At 76.0% G+C, this 14,450-nt stretch carries 9 protein-coding genes and 1 riboswitch; of the genes, 1 reads left to right on the top strand and 8 read right to left on the bottom strand.

The window, feature by feature from the left end:
- Positions 1–133: 133 nt before the first annotated feature.
- The 4 genes from LQU92_RS00215 to LQU92_RS00200 form a co-directional block, all read right to left on the bottom strand.
- Positions 134–1,711: a bifunctional hydroxymethylpyrimidine kinase/phosphomethylpyrimidine kinase gene (locus tag LQU92_RS00215; RefSeq protein WP_230659620.1), complete on the bottom strand. Its 1,578-nt coding sequence runs from the start codon at positions 1,709–1,711 to the stop codon at positions 134–136.
- Complete coding sequence (gene thiE / locus LQU92_RS00210; protein WP_230659617.1) at positions 1,708–2,448, bottom strand: thiamine phosphate synthase; 741 nt, start codon at positions 2,446–2,448, stop codon at positions 1,708–1,710. Before thiE ends, LQU92_RS00215 begins: the two co-directional genes overlap by 4 nt.
- A complete protein-coding gene (thiM, locus tag LQU92_RS00205) occupies positions 2,445–3,314 on the bottom strand; it encodes a hydroxyethylthiazole kinase (RefSeq protein WP_230659614.1) in 870 nt (289 codons plus the stop codon). The genes thiE and thiM overlap by 4 nt, the downstream gene beginning before the upstream one ends.
- Positions 3,305–3,399, bottom strand: a riboswitch (TPP riboswitch). It overlaps the preceding gene by 10 nt.
- Positions 3,400–3,636: 237 nt before the next feature.
- Positions 3,637–7,473, bottom strand: coding sequence for a ribonuclease E/G (locus tag LQU92_RS00200; protein ID WP_230659611.1), 3,837 nt, complete (start codon positions 7,471–7,473; stop codon positions 3,637–3,639).
- 452 nt (positions 7,474–7,925) lie between these two features.
- On the opposite strand from LQU92_RS00200, the gene LQU92_RS00195 reads away from it, so the two are divergent.
- Positions 7,926–8,558, top strand: a complete 633-nt coding sequence (locus LQU92_RS00195) for a vitamin K epoxide reductase family protein (RefSeq protein WP_101852175.1) — start codon at positions 7,926–7,928, stop codon at positions 8,556–8,558.
- Between the two features lie 74 nt (positions 8,559–8,632).
- On the opposite strand, the gene ndk is transcribed toward LQU92_RS00195, so the two are convergent.
- The 4 genes from ndk to ileS are packed head-to-tail and all read right to left on the bottom strand — an operon-like array spanning position 8,633 to position 14,304.
- Complete coding sequence (gene ndk / locus LQU92_RS00190) at positions 8,633–9,049, bottom strand: nucleoside-diphosphate kinase (RefSeq protein WP_230659608.1); 417 nt, start codon at positions 9,047–9,049, stop codon at positions 8,633–8,635.
- A gap of 41 nt (positions 9,050–9,090) precedes the next feature.
- Complete coding sequence (locus tag LQU92_RS00185) at positions 9,091–9,534, bottom strand: DUF4233 domain-containing protein (protein ID WP_058859039.1); 444 nt, start codon at positions 9,532–9,534, stop codon at positions 9,091–9,093.
- Positions 9,535–9,586: 52 nt separating this feature from the next.
- Positions 9,587–10,957, bottom strand: a complete 1,371-nt coding sequence (locus LQU92_RS00180; protein WP_230659605.1) for a folylpolyglutamate synthase/dihydrofolate synthase family protein — start codon at positions 10,955–10,957, stop codon at positions 9,587–9,589.
- Positions 10,954–14,304 (bottom strand): isoleucine--tRNA ligase, encoded by a 3,351-nt coding sequence (gene ileS / locus LQU92_RS00175; protein WP_374229595.1) that lies wholly within the window; start codon positions 14,302–14,304, stop codon positions 10,954–10,956. Before ileS ends, LQU92_RS00180 begins: the two co-directional genes overlap by 4 nt.
- Positions 14,305–14,450 lie beyond the last annotated feature (146 nt).

Genomic DNA, 14,450 nt, shown 5'->3' with positions numbered 1-14,450 from the left:
TGACCGGGCCGTGGGACCGAACCGTGGTCAGCGCAGGGTCGCCGCAATTTCAGGAACTGCACCCGCATGTGCCGCCGGGCGGGGCGTCCGGAGTCGAACGCGCGCGCACCAGGCATGGCACCGAGGGTCAAGACTACTCGATCGCGCCAACCCGCGGCAAACGACCCGCCGCCCCGGCCCCGGCACACCCCTGTCCGCCCGGTCCGGCGGCGGTGCCGGCGAGCGTCGGTTCGAGGGGTGCCGCGAAGAAGTCCCGCTCGAGCGCGCACGCCTCCAGGAACGCCTCCCGCATCCGCTCGCGCAGCGCCGGGGAGGCCTCCCGGGCCGCCTCGTCGAGCAGCCGGCGGGCCGTGCGGGTGGCCTCCTGGAACCCCTCGTCGGCGTAGGTGGCCAGCCAGTCCGCGTACGGGTGCTCGGCGTGCCCGGCGGCCTCGGCCAGCCCCTGGAGGTGGCGGCCGACCTCCGCGTAGACCCAGTAGCACGGCAGCACCGCGGCCAGGCCCACCGGGTACGGCTCGGCGGCCGTGGCCGCCAGCAGGAACGCGGTGTACCGGCGGGTGGTCGGCCCCGCGGCGGCGGGGCGCTCCCGCCCGGCCTGGCGCAGCCGGGCCCGGTGCAGCTCGGCCTCCGTCTCGGTGCAGCTCACCGAGCCCGCGGCGAAGAACCGCCGGGAGGCCTCGTCCGGGGCGCGCGCCGCCAGCTGGGCCAGCGCCCGGCCGTAGTGCTCCAGGTACTGCAGGTCCTGGTCGAGGTAGGCCAGGAACGGCTCCGGCGCGAGCCGGCCGTCGCCGAGCCGGCGCACGAACTCCAGCTCCTCGATCTGCCGGCGCACCCCGGCGGAGTCGGCCCACAGCTCGTCGCTGAACCGCTCCGGTGCCGTGCCCCAGGAGGCGAGGGCGTCCTGGACGTGGTGGAAGTGGTGGACCGGTCCGCTGCCGCCGCCCACCTCGAGCCCGTCGGCCTCCGCCAGCGCGCCGCGCAGCCACTCGCGGGCGATCCGCAGGCTCGTCGGCCAGTCCCCGTGCCGGACCTGGAGGGTGGCCAGGGCCGAGGAGAGGGAGCAGCCGGTGCCGTGGGAGTTGGCCGTGGGCACGCGGGCGCCGTCGAGGGCCACGAGCGGCTCCGGCGAGCCGGGCCCCACGAGGGCGTCCGGGGTCCGGTCCCCGGCGAGGTGCCCGCCCTTGACGAGCACGAGCACGTCGTGGGTCCGGGCCACGCGGTGGCCCTGGGCGAGCGCGGCGGTCCACGACGGGGCCGGGTCCTCCCCCGCCAGCACGGCCAGCTCCTGCAGGTTGGGGGTGACGAGGTCGGCGAGCCCGAGCACGGCGCGCAGGGCGTCCTCGGCGTCGGGCTCGAGCAGGCGCCCGCCGCTGGTGGCGACCATGACCGGGTCGAGCACCACGACCGGCGGGCGGTGCTCGGCCAGCCACCGGGCGACGGCCTCGATCACGGGCACCGAGCCGAGCATGCCGATCTTCACGGCGTCGATCACGACGTCGTCGCTGACCGCCTCCAGCTGGGCGGTGAGGACCTCGGCGGGCGGGACGTGCACCGAGCGCACGCCGAGGGTGTTCTGCACGACGACGGCGGTCACGGCGCTCATCCCGTAGCCGCCCATCGCGGCGATCGACTTCAGGTCCGCGTGCTGGCCCGCCCCGCCGGTGGGGTCGGTGCCGGCCACGGCCAGGACGCGGGGCACGCGCGCGCTCATCGGGCCCCTTCCCCCGCGGCGGGGCCGGCCGCGGCCGGTTCCGGCGGCCCGTCCGGCCCGGCGCCCGGCGCACGGCCGGACGCGGCGAAGGCCCGCACATAGCGGGCGGCCGCGGCGGCGGGGTCCGGGGCCGCGCAGATCCCCGAGACCACCGCGAGCCCGGCGGCCCCGGCGGCCCGCAGCGGGGCGGCGTCCTCGACGCGCACCCCGCCGATGGCCAGGCACGGCAGGCCCGTGCGGGCGGCGGCGCGGGCGAAGCCCTCGACCCCGAGCGGCTCGGGGTGGTCGGGCTTGGTGCGCGTGGCGTGCACGGCGCCCACACCGAGGTAGTCCACGGTGCCCGGGGGCAGCGCCGAGGCGGCGGCCAGCTCCCCGGCCGAGGCCGCGCTCAGGCCCAGGACCGCGTCCGGGCCCACGACGCGGCGGGCGAGCTCGACGGGCAGGTCGGCCTGCCCCACGTGCACCCCCGCCACGGGGGCCCCCGCGGCCCGGGCCGCGAGGTAGACGTCGGCGCGGTCGTCGACGAGCACGGGCACCGCACGGCCCACGCGCTCGGCCACGGCCACGAGCAGGGCCGTGAGCTCGCGGGCGGTGGCGCGCTTGTCCCGGACCTGGACCATGCCGGCGCCACCGGCCACGGCGGCCGCGACGACGTCGGGAACCCGGCGCGGGGCGCTGAGGGCGGTGTCGGTCACTAGGTGCAGGACGAGGGCGGCGGGATCGAGGCGGGCGCTCACCGGCCGTCCTCCTCGCGCACGAGCCGGGCCCGGGCGGCGACCTGCTCCGGGGTGATCCCGTGCAGCCGGTCCAGCAGGTTCACGGCGAAGGACCCCGGCCCCCCGGCGGTGGCCGCGGCGTCCTCGGCGGCCAGGGTGTAGACGGTGGTGGCCGCGACGGCCGCGGCCGCCGGGTCCTCCGCCACGGCGGTGAACGCGGCCGTCAGGGCCCCGAGGGCGCAGCCGCCGCCGGTGATGCGGGTCAGCATCGCGCTCCCGTGGGGGACGCGCACGACCGCCCCACCGGCGGAGCGCACCAGGTCCACGGGCCCGGACACGGCGACCGCGCACCCGGCCCGTGCGGCCAGCTCGGCGGCGGCCCCGCGCGCCGCGTCGACGTCGTCGGTGGCGTCCGTGCCGCGGCCGCCGGCGCCGCCGGCGAGGCCGATCACCTCGGACGCGTTGCCGCGCACCACGGCAGGGCGGAAGGCGAGCAGGTCGCGGGCGAGTGCGGTGCGCACGGGCAGCGCGCCGACGGCCACCGGGTCCAGCACCCAGGGCCGGCCCGCGCGGGAGCGGGCGCCGACGGCCTCGTAGGCCGCCCCGCGCTGCTCGGCGGAGGGCGTGCCGGTGTTCACGAGCAGCCCGTCGGCGAGCTCGGCGAACACCCCGCCCTCCCCCTGGATGTCGGTCATCGCCGGGGACGCGCCCACGGCGAGCAGGACGTTGGCGGTGACGTTGGCGACCACCGTGTTGGTGATGCACTGCACGAGCGGGGCGGCCGTGCGCAGCCGCTCGAGGGCCGCGGCGGCGGCCTCGGCGAGGGCGGGGTCCGGGGGCGCGGCGCTCCCGGGCCGCGGCGGGGAGGTGGAGACGGCATCGCGCATTGCGACATCCCTTCGCTAGTACTGACTAGATCAGGTTCGACGGGTGTGATCTCAGCCGCTGCTCGCGGCACCCCGTGTCACGTGGTCCTGCCAGTCTAGCCACCCGTGCGGCACGGGGCCCGGCAGGTCCGGACCGGTGCGGCGGGTCCGGCGGTGCGGCGGGTCCGGCACGGGGCCCGGCGGTGCGGCGGTCGGGGCGGGGACGGCCCCGGCCGCCCGGCCGGGGTCCGTGCGCGGTCGCCGCGCCGGGTCCGGGACGGGGAAGGACCCCGGCCGCGCGGGCCGGGGTCCTTCCGGGTGCTGCAGGGTGGGATGCCGGGGCTCAGCCCTCGCCGGCGGGGCGGCCGCTGGTGAGGTCCTCGGCCTTGACGCCGACGCCCACGATGGTCGGGGCACCGGAGCCCTGCGGGCGCTCCTGCCCGGCGGGCCGGGCGGGCAGCTTCGCGACGTGGCGGGCGCCCTCGGCGGCCGCGGCCTCCTCGGCGGTGACCGTCGCCTCGCCCGCCCGTCCGGCCGGGGCGCTGGCCCGGCGGGAACGACGACGGGGCCGTGCGGGCTCCTCAGGGCGGGCCGGCTCCTCCTGCCGCGGCTGCTCCGGCCGGCGGGGCTGCTCCGCCTGGCGGGCCGGCTTCTCCCGCGGGGCACGCTCCTGCCGCGGGGCCGGCTCGGGGGCACGGCGCGCCGGGGTCTCGGCCTGCGCGTCCGCCGGGGCACCGAAGGCGTCGGCCAGGGAGTCCAGCGTCAGCCGGGCGCCCTCCGCAGGGCGCTCGGGCTGCTCACCGGCCGCGGCGTGGCCCTGCGGGAGCTCGATGACCTCGCCCTTGATCGTCAGGCGCGACGCGGCGCCGTCCTGCTGCTCGGGCGCGGCCCCGCGATCCTCGCCACGGTCCTCGCCGCGGGGCTCCTCACGGTCCCCGGGCTCCGGCCGCTGCGCGGACTCGCCGCCCTGGCCCCGGTTGCGGCTGCGCTTGCCGCGCCGCTTCTTGCGGGAGCGCCCGGATCCCTCCGAGCGGCCCTCGCTCTCCTCGCCCCGGGCCCCCTCCGCCGCGGGAGCCGTTCCGGCCGCCGCGTGCTCGGCGGCGGCCTCGGCCGGCACCTCGTGGTGGGTGGCGGCGGCGATGGTCGCGAACGCGGTGCGGGCCGCCTCCGCCTTCGCCTTCTCCGCGGGATCCGCCTCGGCCGGGCGGGCCTCGGCCCGCGGCTGCTGCTCGGCGCCGCCGCGGCGGCTGCGCTTGCGCTCGGTGCGGTTCGGGCGCTGCTCGCGCGACTCGGAGCCGGACCCGCCGGCGCGGCCCTCGAGCGGGTGGTCGTGGACGACGACCCCGCGGCCGGCGCAGTGCTCGCACGGCTCCGAGAAGACCTCGAGCAGGCCCGTGCCCATGCGCTTGCGGGTCATCTGCACGAGGCCCAGCGAGGTGACCTCGGCGACCTGGTGCTTGGTGCGGTCGCGCCCCAGGCACTCGACGAGACGCCGGAGCACGAGGTCGCGGTTGGTCTCGAGGACCATGTCGATGAAGTCGATGACGATGATCCCGCCGATGTCGCGCAGGCGCAGCTGCCGCACGATCTCCTCGGCGGCCTCGAGGTTGTTCTTGGTGACGGTCTCCTCGAGGTTGCCGCCGGAACCGGTGAACTTGCCCGTGTTGACGTCGACGACGGTCATCGCCTCGGTGCGGTCGATCACGAGCGAGCCGCCCGAGGGGAGGTAGACCTTGCGGTCCAGCGCCTTCTGGATCTGCTCCTCCACCCGGTAGTGCACGAACAGGTCCTCGTCCTCGTCCCAGCGCTTGAGCCGGTCCAGGAGGTCCGGTGCCACGTAGGTCACGTAGGCCTCGATGTTGTCCCAGGCCTCCTCGCCCTGGACGACCATCGTCGTGAAGTCCTCGTTGAACACGTCCCGGACGGTCTTGATGGTCAGGTCCGGCTCCGCGTAGAGCATCTCGGGGGCGAGGGTCTTGGAGGAGCCCGCCCGCTCCTGGATCTGCTCCCACTGCGCCCGCAGCCGGTTGATGTCGTGGGTGAGCTCCTCCTCCGAGGCGCCCTCGGCCGCGGTGCGCACGATCACCCCGGCGCCGTCCGGCAGCCGGTCCTTGAGGATCTTCTTCAGCCGGTTGCGCTCGACGTCGGGCAGCTTGCGGGAGATGCCGGTCATCGACCCGCCGGGCACGTAGACGAGGTAGCGCCCGGGCAGGGAGATCTGGCTCGTGAGCCGCGCGCCCTTGTGCCCGACCGGGTCCTTGGTGACCTGCACGAGCACCGAGTCCCCGGACTTCAGGGCGTTCTCGATCCGGCGCGGGCCGCCCTCGAGGCGCGACGCGTCCCAGTTGACCTCGCCGGCGTAGAGCACGGCGTTGCGGCCCCGCCCGATGTCGATGAACGCGGCCTCCATGGAGGGCAGCACGTTCTGGACCTTGCCGACATAGACGTTGCCGATCAGGGAGTCCTGCTGCGTGTGGGAGACGAAGTGCTCGGCGAGCACCCCGTCCTCGAGCACGCCGATCTGGATCCGGTTCTCCTTCTGGCGCACGAGCATCTGCCGCTCGACCGACTCGCGCCGGGCGAGGAACTCGGCCTCGGTGATCACCTGGCGCCGGCGGCCCGTCTGGCGGGACTCGCGGCGGCGCTGCTTCTTGGCCTCGAGGCGGGTGGAGCCCTTCACGGCCACGACCTGGTCGGGTCCGGCCGGTTCCGCGCCGCGCGGGGCGCGCACGCGGGTGACGGTGTTGGGCGGGTCGTCGTCGCTGCCGCCCACGAGCTCCATGTCGACGTCCCCGCGGCGGCGCCGGCGCCGGCGCCGGCTCGTGACCGGTCCGTCGGGCTGCTCCCCGCCCTCGTCCTCGGCCTCGGCGGTCTCGGCGTCCACGCCGTCGCCCTGGTCTTCGAACGAGGCCTCCTCCTCGCGGCGGCGGCGGGCCTCCCGGCGGCGGGCCGCCCGGGCCTCCGCCGCCTGCCGGATCTGGTCCAGGTCCGGGGCGTGGAACATGATCGAGGTCGCCGTGACGGCCGAGCTCAGGGCGGTCAGGGGGTCCTCGTCCTGCTCGGTCTCCGGCGCCCCGGACTCCTGCTCCGGGACCTGCCGCTGCGCGGCGGTCCCGTCGGCGTCCGCGGGCTGCGCGGCGCGCCGGTCGGTGTCCTGCCGCTGTGCGGCGGTCCCGTCGGCGTCCGCGGGCTGCGCGGCGCGCCGGTCGGTGACCTGCCGCTGCGCGGCGGTCCCGTCGGCGTCCGCGGGCTGCGCGGCGCGCCGGTCGGTGTCCTGCCGCTGTGCGGCCGTCCCGTCGGCGCCCCGGTGCGGGGCGTCCGGGGTCCCGGACGCCTGCTCGGCGGCGTCCGGTCCCGCGTCCTGCGGTCCGGTGCCGCTCCGCTCCCAGGCGGCCGGCTCGCGGTCGCCGGGGGTGCTGCGCAGTCCCTCGTCGGCGGCCTGGCCGGCGGGCTCGAGGTCCTCCGCCGCCTCCTCGGCCCCGGGCGTGCTCGGCGCCGGGTGCTCGGGCGCGGCCTCCTCCTGCGCGGCGGCCAGCGGTTCGGGCTCGCCCGGCAGGGCCGTTCCGGGGGCGACGTCGAGGACGTCGGTCTCGGTCCGCGCCGCGCCGGTCCCCTGCGGTGCCGGGGCGTCCGGCTCCTGTGCGTCCGGCTCCTGCACGGCCGGGGACGCGGCGGTCTGCGCCGCTGCGGGCTCGGCGCCGGCCGCCACGGGCTCCGCGCCGGTCGCGGCGGTCTCCGTGGCGGGCCCGGCGGCGGTCCCCGCTCCGGCGGCCTCCGCGGCCGCACCCCCGTGACCGGCGGTGCCGGTGTCCGGAGCTGCGGCGGCGCCGTTCGCCGGGTCCTGGTGCGCCGCGGGCCCGGCTGCGGGGGCCGCCTGCGCGGGGCTTCCCGCCGCGGGGTTCTCGGCCGCTCCGGTCCCGGGGGCGTCCTGCCCGACGGGCTCGCCCGCGGGGGCGTCCTGCCCGACGGGCTCGGCCACGGGGGCCTCCTGCCCGGGGCTTCCCGCCGCGGGATTCTCGGCCGCTCCGGTCCCGGGGGCGTCCTGCCCGACGCGACCGGTGGCCGGGGCCTCCTGCGCGCCGGCGGGCGGCTGCTGGCCGCGGGCCTCGTCCTGTGCGTGCTGCTGACCGGGTTCCAGGGCGTCCTGGGCCCCGGCCGGGTTCACCTGTTCGGCATCCATGTGCGAAATGTGCTCCTGCCGCGGTCCGCCGTCCGTACCCGGTGCCCGCAGCGGCTTGGTCGGCTTCGCCGGTGCGGTGCACGCGGCGGCCGGAAGTCCTGTGCGTACCCGCCGCGTCCCGCACGCCACGCGAACGGGCGGGGACGGCGACGAGCCAGTCCGCGGCTCCGAGCCGCTGCTCGCGAGGGCAGCGGTCTTGGGGCCGGCGGGGACGCGCTCAATCCGATGAGAGCCGCGGGTCCTGCGCCGGCGGTCGGAGGCCGACTGGGCCGCGTCCCGCGTACGGGCGGGTGCGACCGTGGCCATTGTCGCACAGTCGTCCTGCGCGCGGCCGGATTGTGGCGCCCGACCGGCGCCGACGCCCGGTCCCGTGCGGTGGCCGGCGGTCCCTCCCGGTGCCGGGAGCCCGCGGAGCCGGCCCACCGCGAGGACCCATCGCCTAGGATCGGGGCGTGACCTCGACGACGTCCTCCCTCGACGACTCCCCCGGCACCGCCCCCGCCCCGGCGGTGCGCCCGGACCGGCGCTGGGCGCTGGTGGCCCTGGCCGCCGCGGTGCTCGGCTTCTACGGCGCGGCCACCCTCGTCTACGAGCGGCTCCAGCTGTTCCTCGACGCCGGTCACCGCACCAGCTGCGACATCAACTCCTGGCTGTCCTGCGGGACGGTCATGCGCACCCCGCAGGCGGAGGCCTTCGGCTTCCCGAACCCCTTCATCGGCATCGTCGCCTACGCCGTCGTGGCGGTGATCGCCGCCGCGGTGCTCGCGGGCGCCCGGTTCGCCGCCTGGTACTGGTGGTGCGTGCAGATCGGCGTGACCCTCGGCTGGGCCTTCGTGCTGTGGCTGTGGTGGCAGACCACGTTCGAGATCAACGCCCTGTGCCTGTACTGCATGCTCGTGTGGGTCGTGCAGACGGTGCTGTTCGCGCACACCACCGCCCGCAACCTCGAGGCGGGCGTGCTCCCCGCCCCCGCGGCCCTGCGCCGGGCCGGCGGCGCGTGGGCCTGGTTCGCGAGCGCGGTCCTGCTCGTGCTGGTCTTCGGGACGGTCTTCGTCCGCTTCGCCGGGGTGATCCTGCCCGCCTGATCCTGCGGCTCCGACGACGGACGGCCCGCGGCTCCCGGTCGGGGAGCGGCGGGCCGTCCGTCGTCGGCGGGGGCTCAGCCGAACCAGATGCCGATCTCGCGCTCGGCCGACTCCGGGGAGTCCGAGCCGTGGACGATGTTCTGCTGCACCGTCCCGCCCCAGTCGCGGCCGAGGTCGCCGCGGATCGTGCCCGGGGCGGCGGTGGTCGGCTCGGTGGTGCCGGCCAGCGAGCGGAAGCCCTCGATCACCCGGTCGCCCTCGACGACGGCGGCGACCACGGGCCCGCTGCGCATGAACTCCACGAGGGGGGCGAAGAACGGCTTGCCGCGGTGCTCCTCGTAGTGGCGCTCGAGCAGCTCCTGCTCGGGGTGGACGAGCTTGAGCTCCGCCAGCCGGTAGCCCTTGGCCTCGATGCGCGCGAGCACCTGGCCGGTGAGGCCGCGGGTCACGCCGTCGGGCTTGACGAGGACGAGGGTGCGTTCCGTGGTCATGGAGGTCCTTCCGAGAGGGGTGCGGTCGTGTCCCGGTCAGCCTATCCGGCGGGGTGCTCGCGCTCCCACCGGGCCTGTGCGGCGTCCCGGGCGGCGTTCTCCCGGTCCAGGCGCGCCCCGGTGCGCACGGCGTACCACCAGGCGAGCAGGGACATCGCACCGATCACGAACATCGTGGGCAGCACGAAGCCCGTGGCCAGCAGCACGACCTGCAGGCCCCAGCCCACGGCGTAGCCCCACGGCCGGCGCAGCAGCGCCGGGGCGAGCAGCAGCACGAGCGCGAGGGCGCACCCGGCCACGAGCACGCCCGTGCGGGCCCCGGAGGACAGCTCCCGGCCGAGGAGCCCGTAGACGGTCAGGGCCGCGAAGAAGGCGATGAAGCCCTCCATCACGAGCACCGAGGAGGCGAAGGTCGTGCGGATCGACCGCCGCGGTCGCTTCTGCCCGGGGCGCCACTCGCGCTGGGCCTTGGTCATGCGTGCCACTGGAGCCGGTTCCTTCCGTGCGGGCCGGGCAGCGCCCGGGGATGGGTCCGCGTCACAGGCCCAGCAGGGTCCGGGCCTCGCCGACCACGGTGATCGAGCCGGTGACCAGCACGGCGCCGTCGAACTCGGGCCGGTCGGCGGCGTCCTGGACGGCCTCGGCGAGGGCGTCGTCGAGGGTCGGCACGGCGTGCACCACGTCCTCGGGGAAGCCCAGGTCCACGGCGAGCTCCGCGAGCTCCTCCGGGTCGACCGCGCGCGGCGAGGACGAGCGGGTGAACCAGAACTCGGTGGCGTGCTCCTCGTACTCGTCGAGCAGCCCGCGCAGCATCTCCTCGACGTCCTTCTCCGCGAGGATGCCGACGACGAGGTTGAGCTTGCCGAAGGTGAAGGACTCCTGGAGGGCGGCGGCGGCCGCGCGCAGCCCGTGGGGGTTGTGCGCGGCGTCGAGCAGCACCGGGGGCGCCGTGCGGGCCAGCTCCAGCCGGCCCGGGGACTCGGCGGCGCCCAGTCCGGTGCGCACCAGCTCGAGGTCGAGCTCGCGGTCCCCGCCGCCGAGGAAGGCCTCGACGGCGGCCACGGCGAGCGCCGCGTTCTCGGCCTGGTGGGCGCCGAACAGCGGCAGGAGGACCTCGGGGTAGCGCCCGGCGAGCCCCTGGATCGTCAGGACCTGCCCGCCCACGGCCGTGGCGCGGGACTCCACGCCGAACTCGATCCCGCCGAAGCGGAAGGGGACGCCGAGCTCCCGGGCCCGCTCGAGCAGCACCTGCGCGGCCTCGGGCTGCTGCGCGGCGGAGACGAGGAAGCCGCCGGGCTTGACGATCCCCGCCTTCTCGGCGGCGATCTCCTCGACCGTGTCGCCGAGCATGTCGGTGTGGTCGAGGTCCACGGGGGTCACCACGGACACAGCGGCGTCGGCCACGTTGGTCGCGTCCCAGCTGCCGCCGATCCCGACCTCGAGGACGACGACGTCCACGGGGGCGTCGGCGAAGACGGCGAAGGCGAGCACGGTGAGCGTCTCGAAGTAGGTCAGCCGCGGCTGCCCGCGCCCGGTGAGCTCGGCGTCGACGAGGGCGAGGTACGGGGCGATCTCCCCGTGCACGCGCACGAAGGTCTCGTCGTCCACGGGGGCCCCGTCCACGCTGATGCGCTCGGTGACCCGGGCCAGGTGGGGGCTCGTGTACCGGCCCACGCGCAGGTCGTGGGCCAGCAGCAGCGCCTCGATCATCCGGGCGGTCGAGGTCTTGCCGTTGGTGCCCGTCACGTGCACCACGGGCGCGGCCCGGTGGGGCTCGCCGAGGACCTCCACGGCCCGGCGCACCGCGTCCAGGCGCGGGGCCATCCGGTGCTCGGGGGCCCGGGCCAGCAGCTGGGCGTAGACCTCCTCGACGGTGCCGGCCGAGGTCTCCTCGAACGCGGCGCTCACGCCTGCACCGCCCCGGCGGACGCGCCGACGACCTCGACCGCGACGGCCGGTTCGCCGGTGCGCAGCTCGAGCTCGGCGCTGAGGGTCTCCCCCGCCACGAGCCGGCGGTTGGCCTCGACGGCCGCGACGGTCGCCGCGTCCGCGGTGAGCACGGTGCGGATCCGGTCGGAGACGGCCAGGCCGGCGTCCTTGCGCGCCTGCTGGATGGTGCGCACGACGTCGCGGGCGGTGCCCTCGGCCTCGAGCTCGGGGGTGAGCGCGGTGTCCAGGACGAGGAACCCGCCGCCGGGCAGGACGGTCACAGCGCGGGCGCCGGCGGAGCCCTCGGCGACGACGGTCTCGAGCTCGTACTCGCCCTCCTGCAGGGCGGTGCCGCCGGCGACGACGGTGCCGTCGTCGTCGACGCGCCAGTCCCCGGACTTGGCGGCGCGGATCACGGTCTGCACGCCCTTGCCCAGGCGCGGGCCGGCGGCGCGGGCGTTGACCCTCAGCTGCTGGGAGATCCCGAACTGCTCGGCGGAGGCCTCGGCGGCGTCGAGCAGCTCGACGGTCCTCAGGTTCAGCTCGTCGGCCACGATCCGCTCGAAGGTGCCGGCCAGGCGGGCGCCCTCGGGGACGACGACGGTCATGCCGGCGAGGGGCTGGCGCACGCGCAGTCCGTGGGCCTTGCGCAGGGAGGAGCCGGCGGAGCAGATCGTGCGGGTCGTCTCCATGAGGGCGACGAGCTCCGTCTCCTCGGGGAACAGGGAGTCCTCCGGCCAGTCGGTCAGGTGCACGGAGCGTCCGCCGGTGAGCCCGCGCCAGATCTCCTCGGTGACCAGCGGCAGCAGCGGGGCGGCGACCCGGCAGACGGTCTCCAGGCAGGTGTGCAGGACGTCGAAGGCGGCCGTGTCCTCCGCGAAGAACCGGTCGCGGGAGCGGCGGACGTACCAGTTGGTGAGCACGTCCATGTAGGAGCGCAGCCGCTCGGCCGCGGCCCAGATGTCGTAGGCGTCGAAGGCCTCGCGGGTCTCGCGCACGAGCCGGCCGGTCACGGCCAGCACGTAGCGGTCCATCACGTGCTCGGCCTCGTGGCGCGGGCGCGCCTCGTAGCCGGCCCCGCCGTTGGCGGCGTTCGTGTAGAGGCCGAAGAAGTGGTAGACGTTCCACAGCGGCAGCAGCATCTGGCGCACGCCGTCGCGGATGCCCTGCTCGGTGACCACGAGGTTGCCGCCGCGCAGGATCGGGCTGGACATCAGGAACCAGCGCATCGCGTCGGCCCCGTCCCGGTCGAGGACCTCGGTGACGTCGGGGTAGTTGCGCAGCGACTTCGACATCTTCTGCCCGTCCGAGCCCAGCACGATGCCGTGGCTGATGACGTTGCGGAAGGCCGGGCGGTCGAACAGGGCGGTGGCGAGGATGTGCAGCGTGTAGAACCAGCCGCGGGTCTGGCCGATGTACTCGACGATGAAGTCGCCGGGGTTGTGGGTCTCGAACCACTCCCGGTTCTCCATCGGGTAGTGCACCTGCGCGTAGGGCATCGACCCGGAGTCGAACCAGACGTCGAGGACCTCCGGGACCCGGCGCATCGTGGAGCGGCCCGTCGGGTCGTCCGGGTTGGGGCGGGTCAGCTCGTCGATCCAGGGCCGGTGCAGGTCGACCTCGCCCTGCGCGTTGCGCGGCAGCCGGCCGAAGTCGGCCTCGAGCTCGGCCAGGGAGCCGTAGACGTCCCGGCGCGGGTGCTCCGGGTCGTCGGACTCCCACACGGGGATGGGGGTGCCCCAGTAGCGGTTGCGGGAGATCGACCAGTCGCGGGCGTTCTCCAGCCACTTGCCGAACTGGCCGTCCTTGACGTTGTCGGGGATCCAGTTGATCTGCTGGTTCAGCTCGACCATCCGGTCCCGGATCCGGGTGACCTCCACGAACCAGGAGGACACGGCCCGGTAGATCAGCGGGTTGCGGCAGCGCCAGCAGTGCGGGTAGGCGTGCTCGTAGCTGGCCTCGCGCACCAGCCGGCCCTGGGCCCGCAGGTCCCGGACGACGGTGCGGGCCACGTCCTTGTCGAAGACGTTCTTCCCGGCGATCCCTGCCAGGGGCGCCCCGGCGGCCAGCCGCTCGTCGGCGAACAGGCCGTGGAACACCCCGGACTCGTCGAGGGAGAGCACCACGGGGATGTCGTAGCCGGCGCACACGGTCTGGTCGTCCTCGCCGTAGGCCGGTGCCTGGTGGACGAGGCCGGTGCCGTCGGTGGTGGTGACGTAGTCGGCGACCACGATCTGCCAGGAGGTGCCGGTGCCGAAGCGCTCGGCGTCGGCGAAGTAGTCCCACAGCCGGCGGTAGCGCAGGCCCTCGAGGTCCGCGCCGGTGAAGCGGGCGGTGACGGCCGCCGCGGCCGCGGCGGCCGGGTCCTCCTCCGCGCCCCAGCCGAGGTCCTTGGCGTAGCCGCCCAGCAGCTCCTCGGCGATCAGGAACCGGCGCCCGGCCAGCTCGCCGGCCCCGGGCACGACCGCGTAGCGGATCTCCGGGCCCACGGCGAGCGCCTGGTTGGTCGGCAGCGTCCACGGCGTGGTCGTCCAGGCCAGGGCCTCGACGCCGGCGAGCTCGGCGGCGAGCTCCGGGCGCTTCGCCCACGAGCCGTCGTCGAGGATCGGGAAGGTCACCGTGACGGTGTGGTCCTGGCGGTCCTGGTAGACGTCGTCGTCCATGCGCAGCTCGTGGTTGGACAGCGGCGTCTCGTCCTTCCAGCAGTAGGGCAGGACGCGGTAGCCGGAGTAGACCAGGCCCTTGTCGTCGAGGGACTTGAAGGCCGCGAGCACGGACTCCATGTAGTCGACGTTGAGGGTCTTGTAGTCGTTGTCGAAGTCCACCCACCGGGCCTGGCGGGTGACGTAGTCCTGCCACTCGGCGGCGTACTTCATGACCGAGGCGCGGCAGGCGTCGTTGAACGCGGCCACGCCCATCCGCTCGATCTCCTGCTTGTCGGTCATCCCGAGCTGCTTCATCGCCTCGAGCTCGGCGGGCAGCCCGTGGGTGTCCCAGCCGAAGCGGCGCTCGACGCGGCGCCCGCGCTGGGTCTGGTAGCGGGCCACCAGGTCCTTGACGTAGCCGGTGAGCAGGTGGCCGTAGTGCGGCAGGCCGTTGGCGAAGGGCGGGCCGTCGTAGAAGACGAACTCGTTGGCGCCGTCCTCCCCCGCCTCGCGCGCGTCGACGCTGGCCTGGAAGGTGCGGTCCTCGGCCCAGTAGGCCAGGACGCGCTCCTCCACGGCGGGGAAGCGCGGGGCCGCGGGCACGCCGGCGGCGGCGGGGTCGGTGCTCGCCCTGGGGTAGACGGCCTTCGGGGAGACGGGCGGGTTCGGCACGGTGTCCATCCTCGTTCTGACGTCGGTGCTGCTCGTGCGGGTCAGGGTGCAAGGACGCTGCCGGCCGGTGCCCCGGGGCGCAACGCGGTACCACCTCGCTTGCGGCTCCCGCTCCCGGAGAGTGCGGGGGCCGCCGCTCGTCGCCGGCTGTGACG

The organism is Kocuria sp. LUK (assembly GCF_021012935.1).
GTDB lineage: Bacteria > Actinomycetota > Actinomycetes > Actinomycetales > Micrococcaceae > Kocuria > Kocuria flava.
The sequence above is the reverse complement of the archived record's forward strand: the minus strand, read 5'-3'. Positions and strand labels throughout refer to the sequence as shown.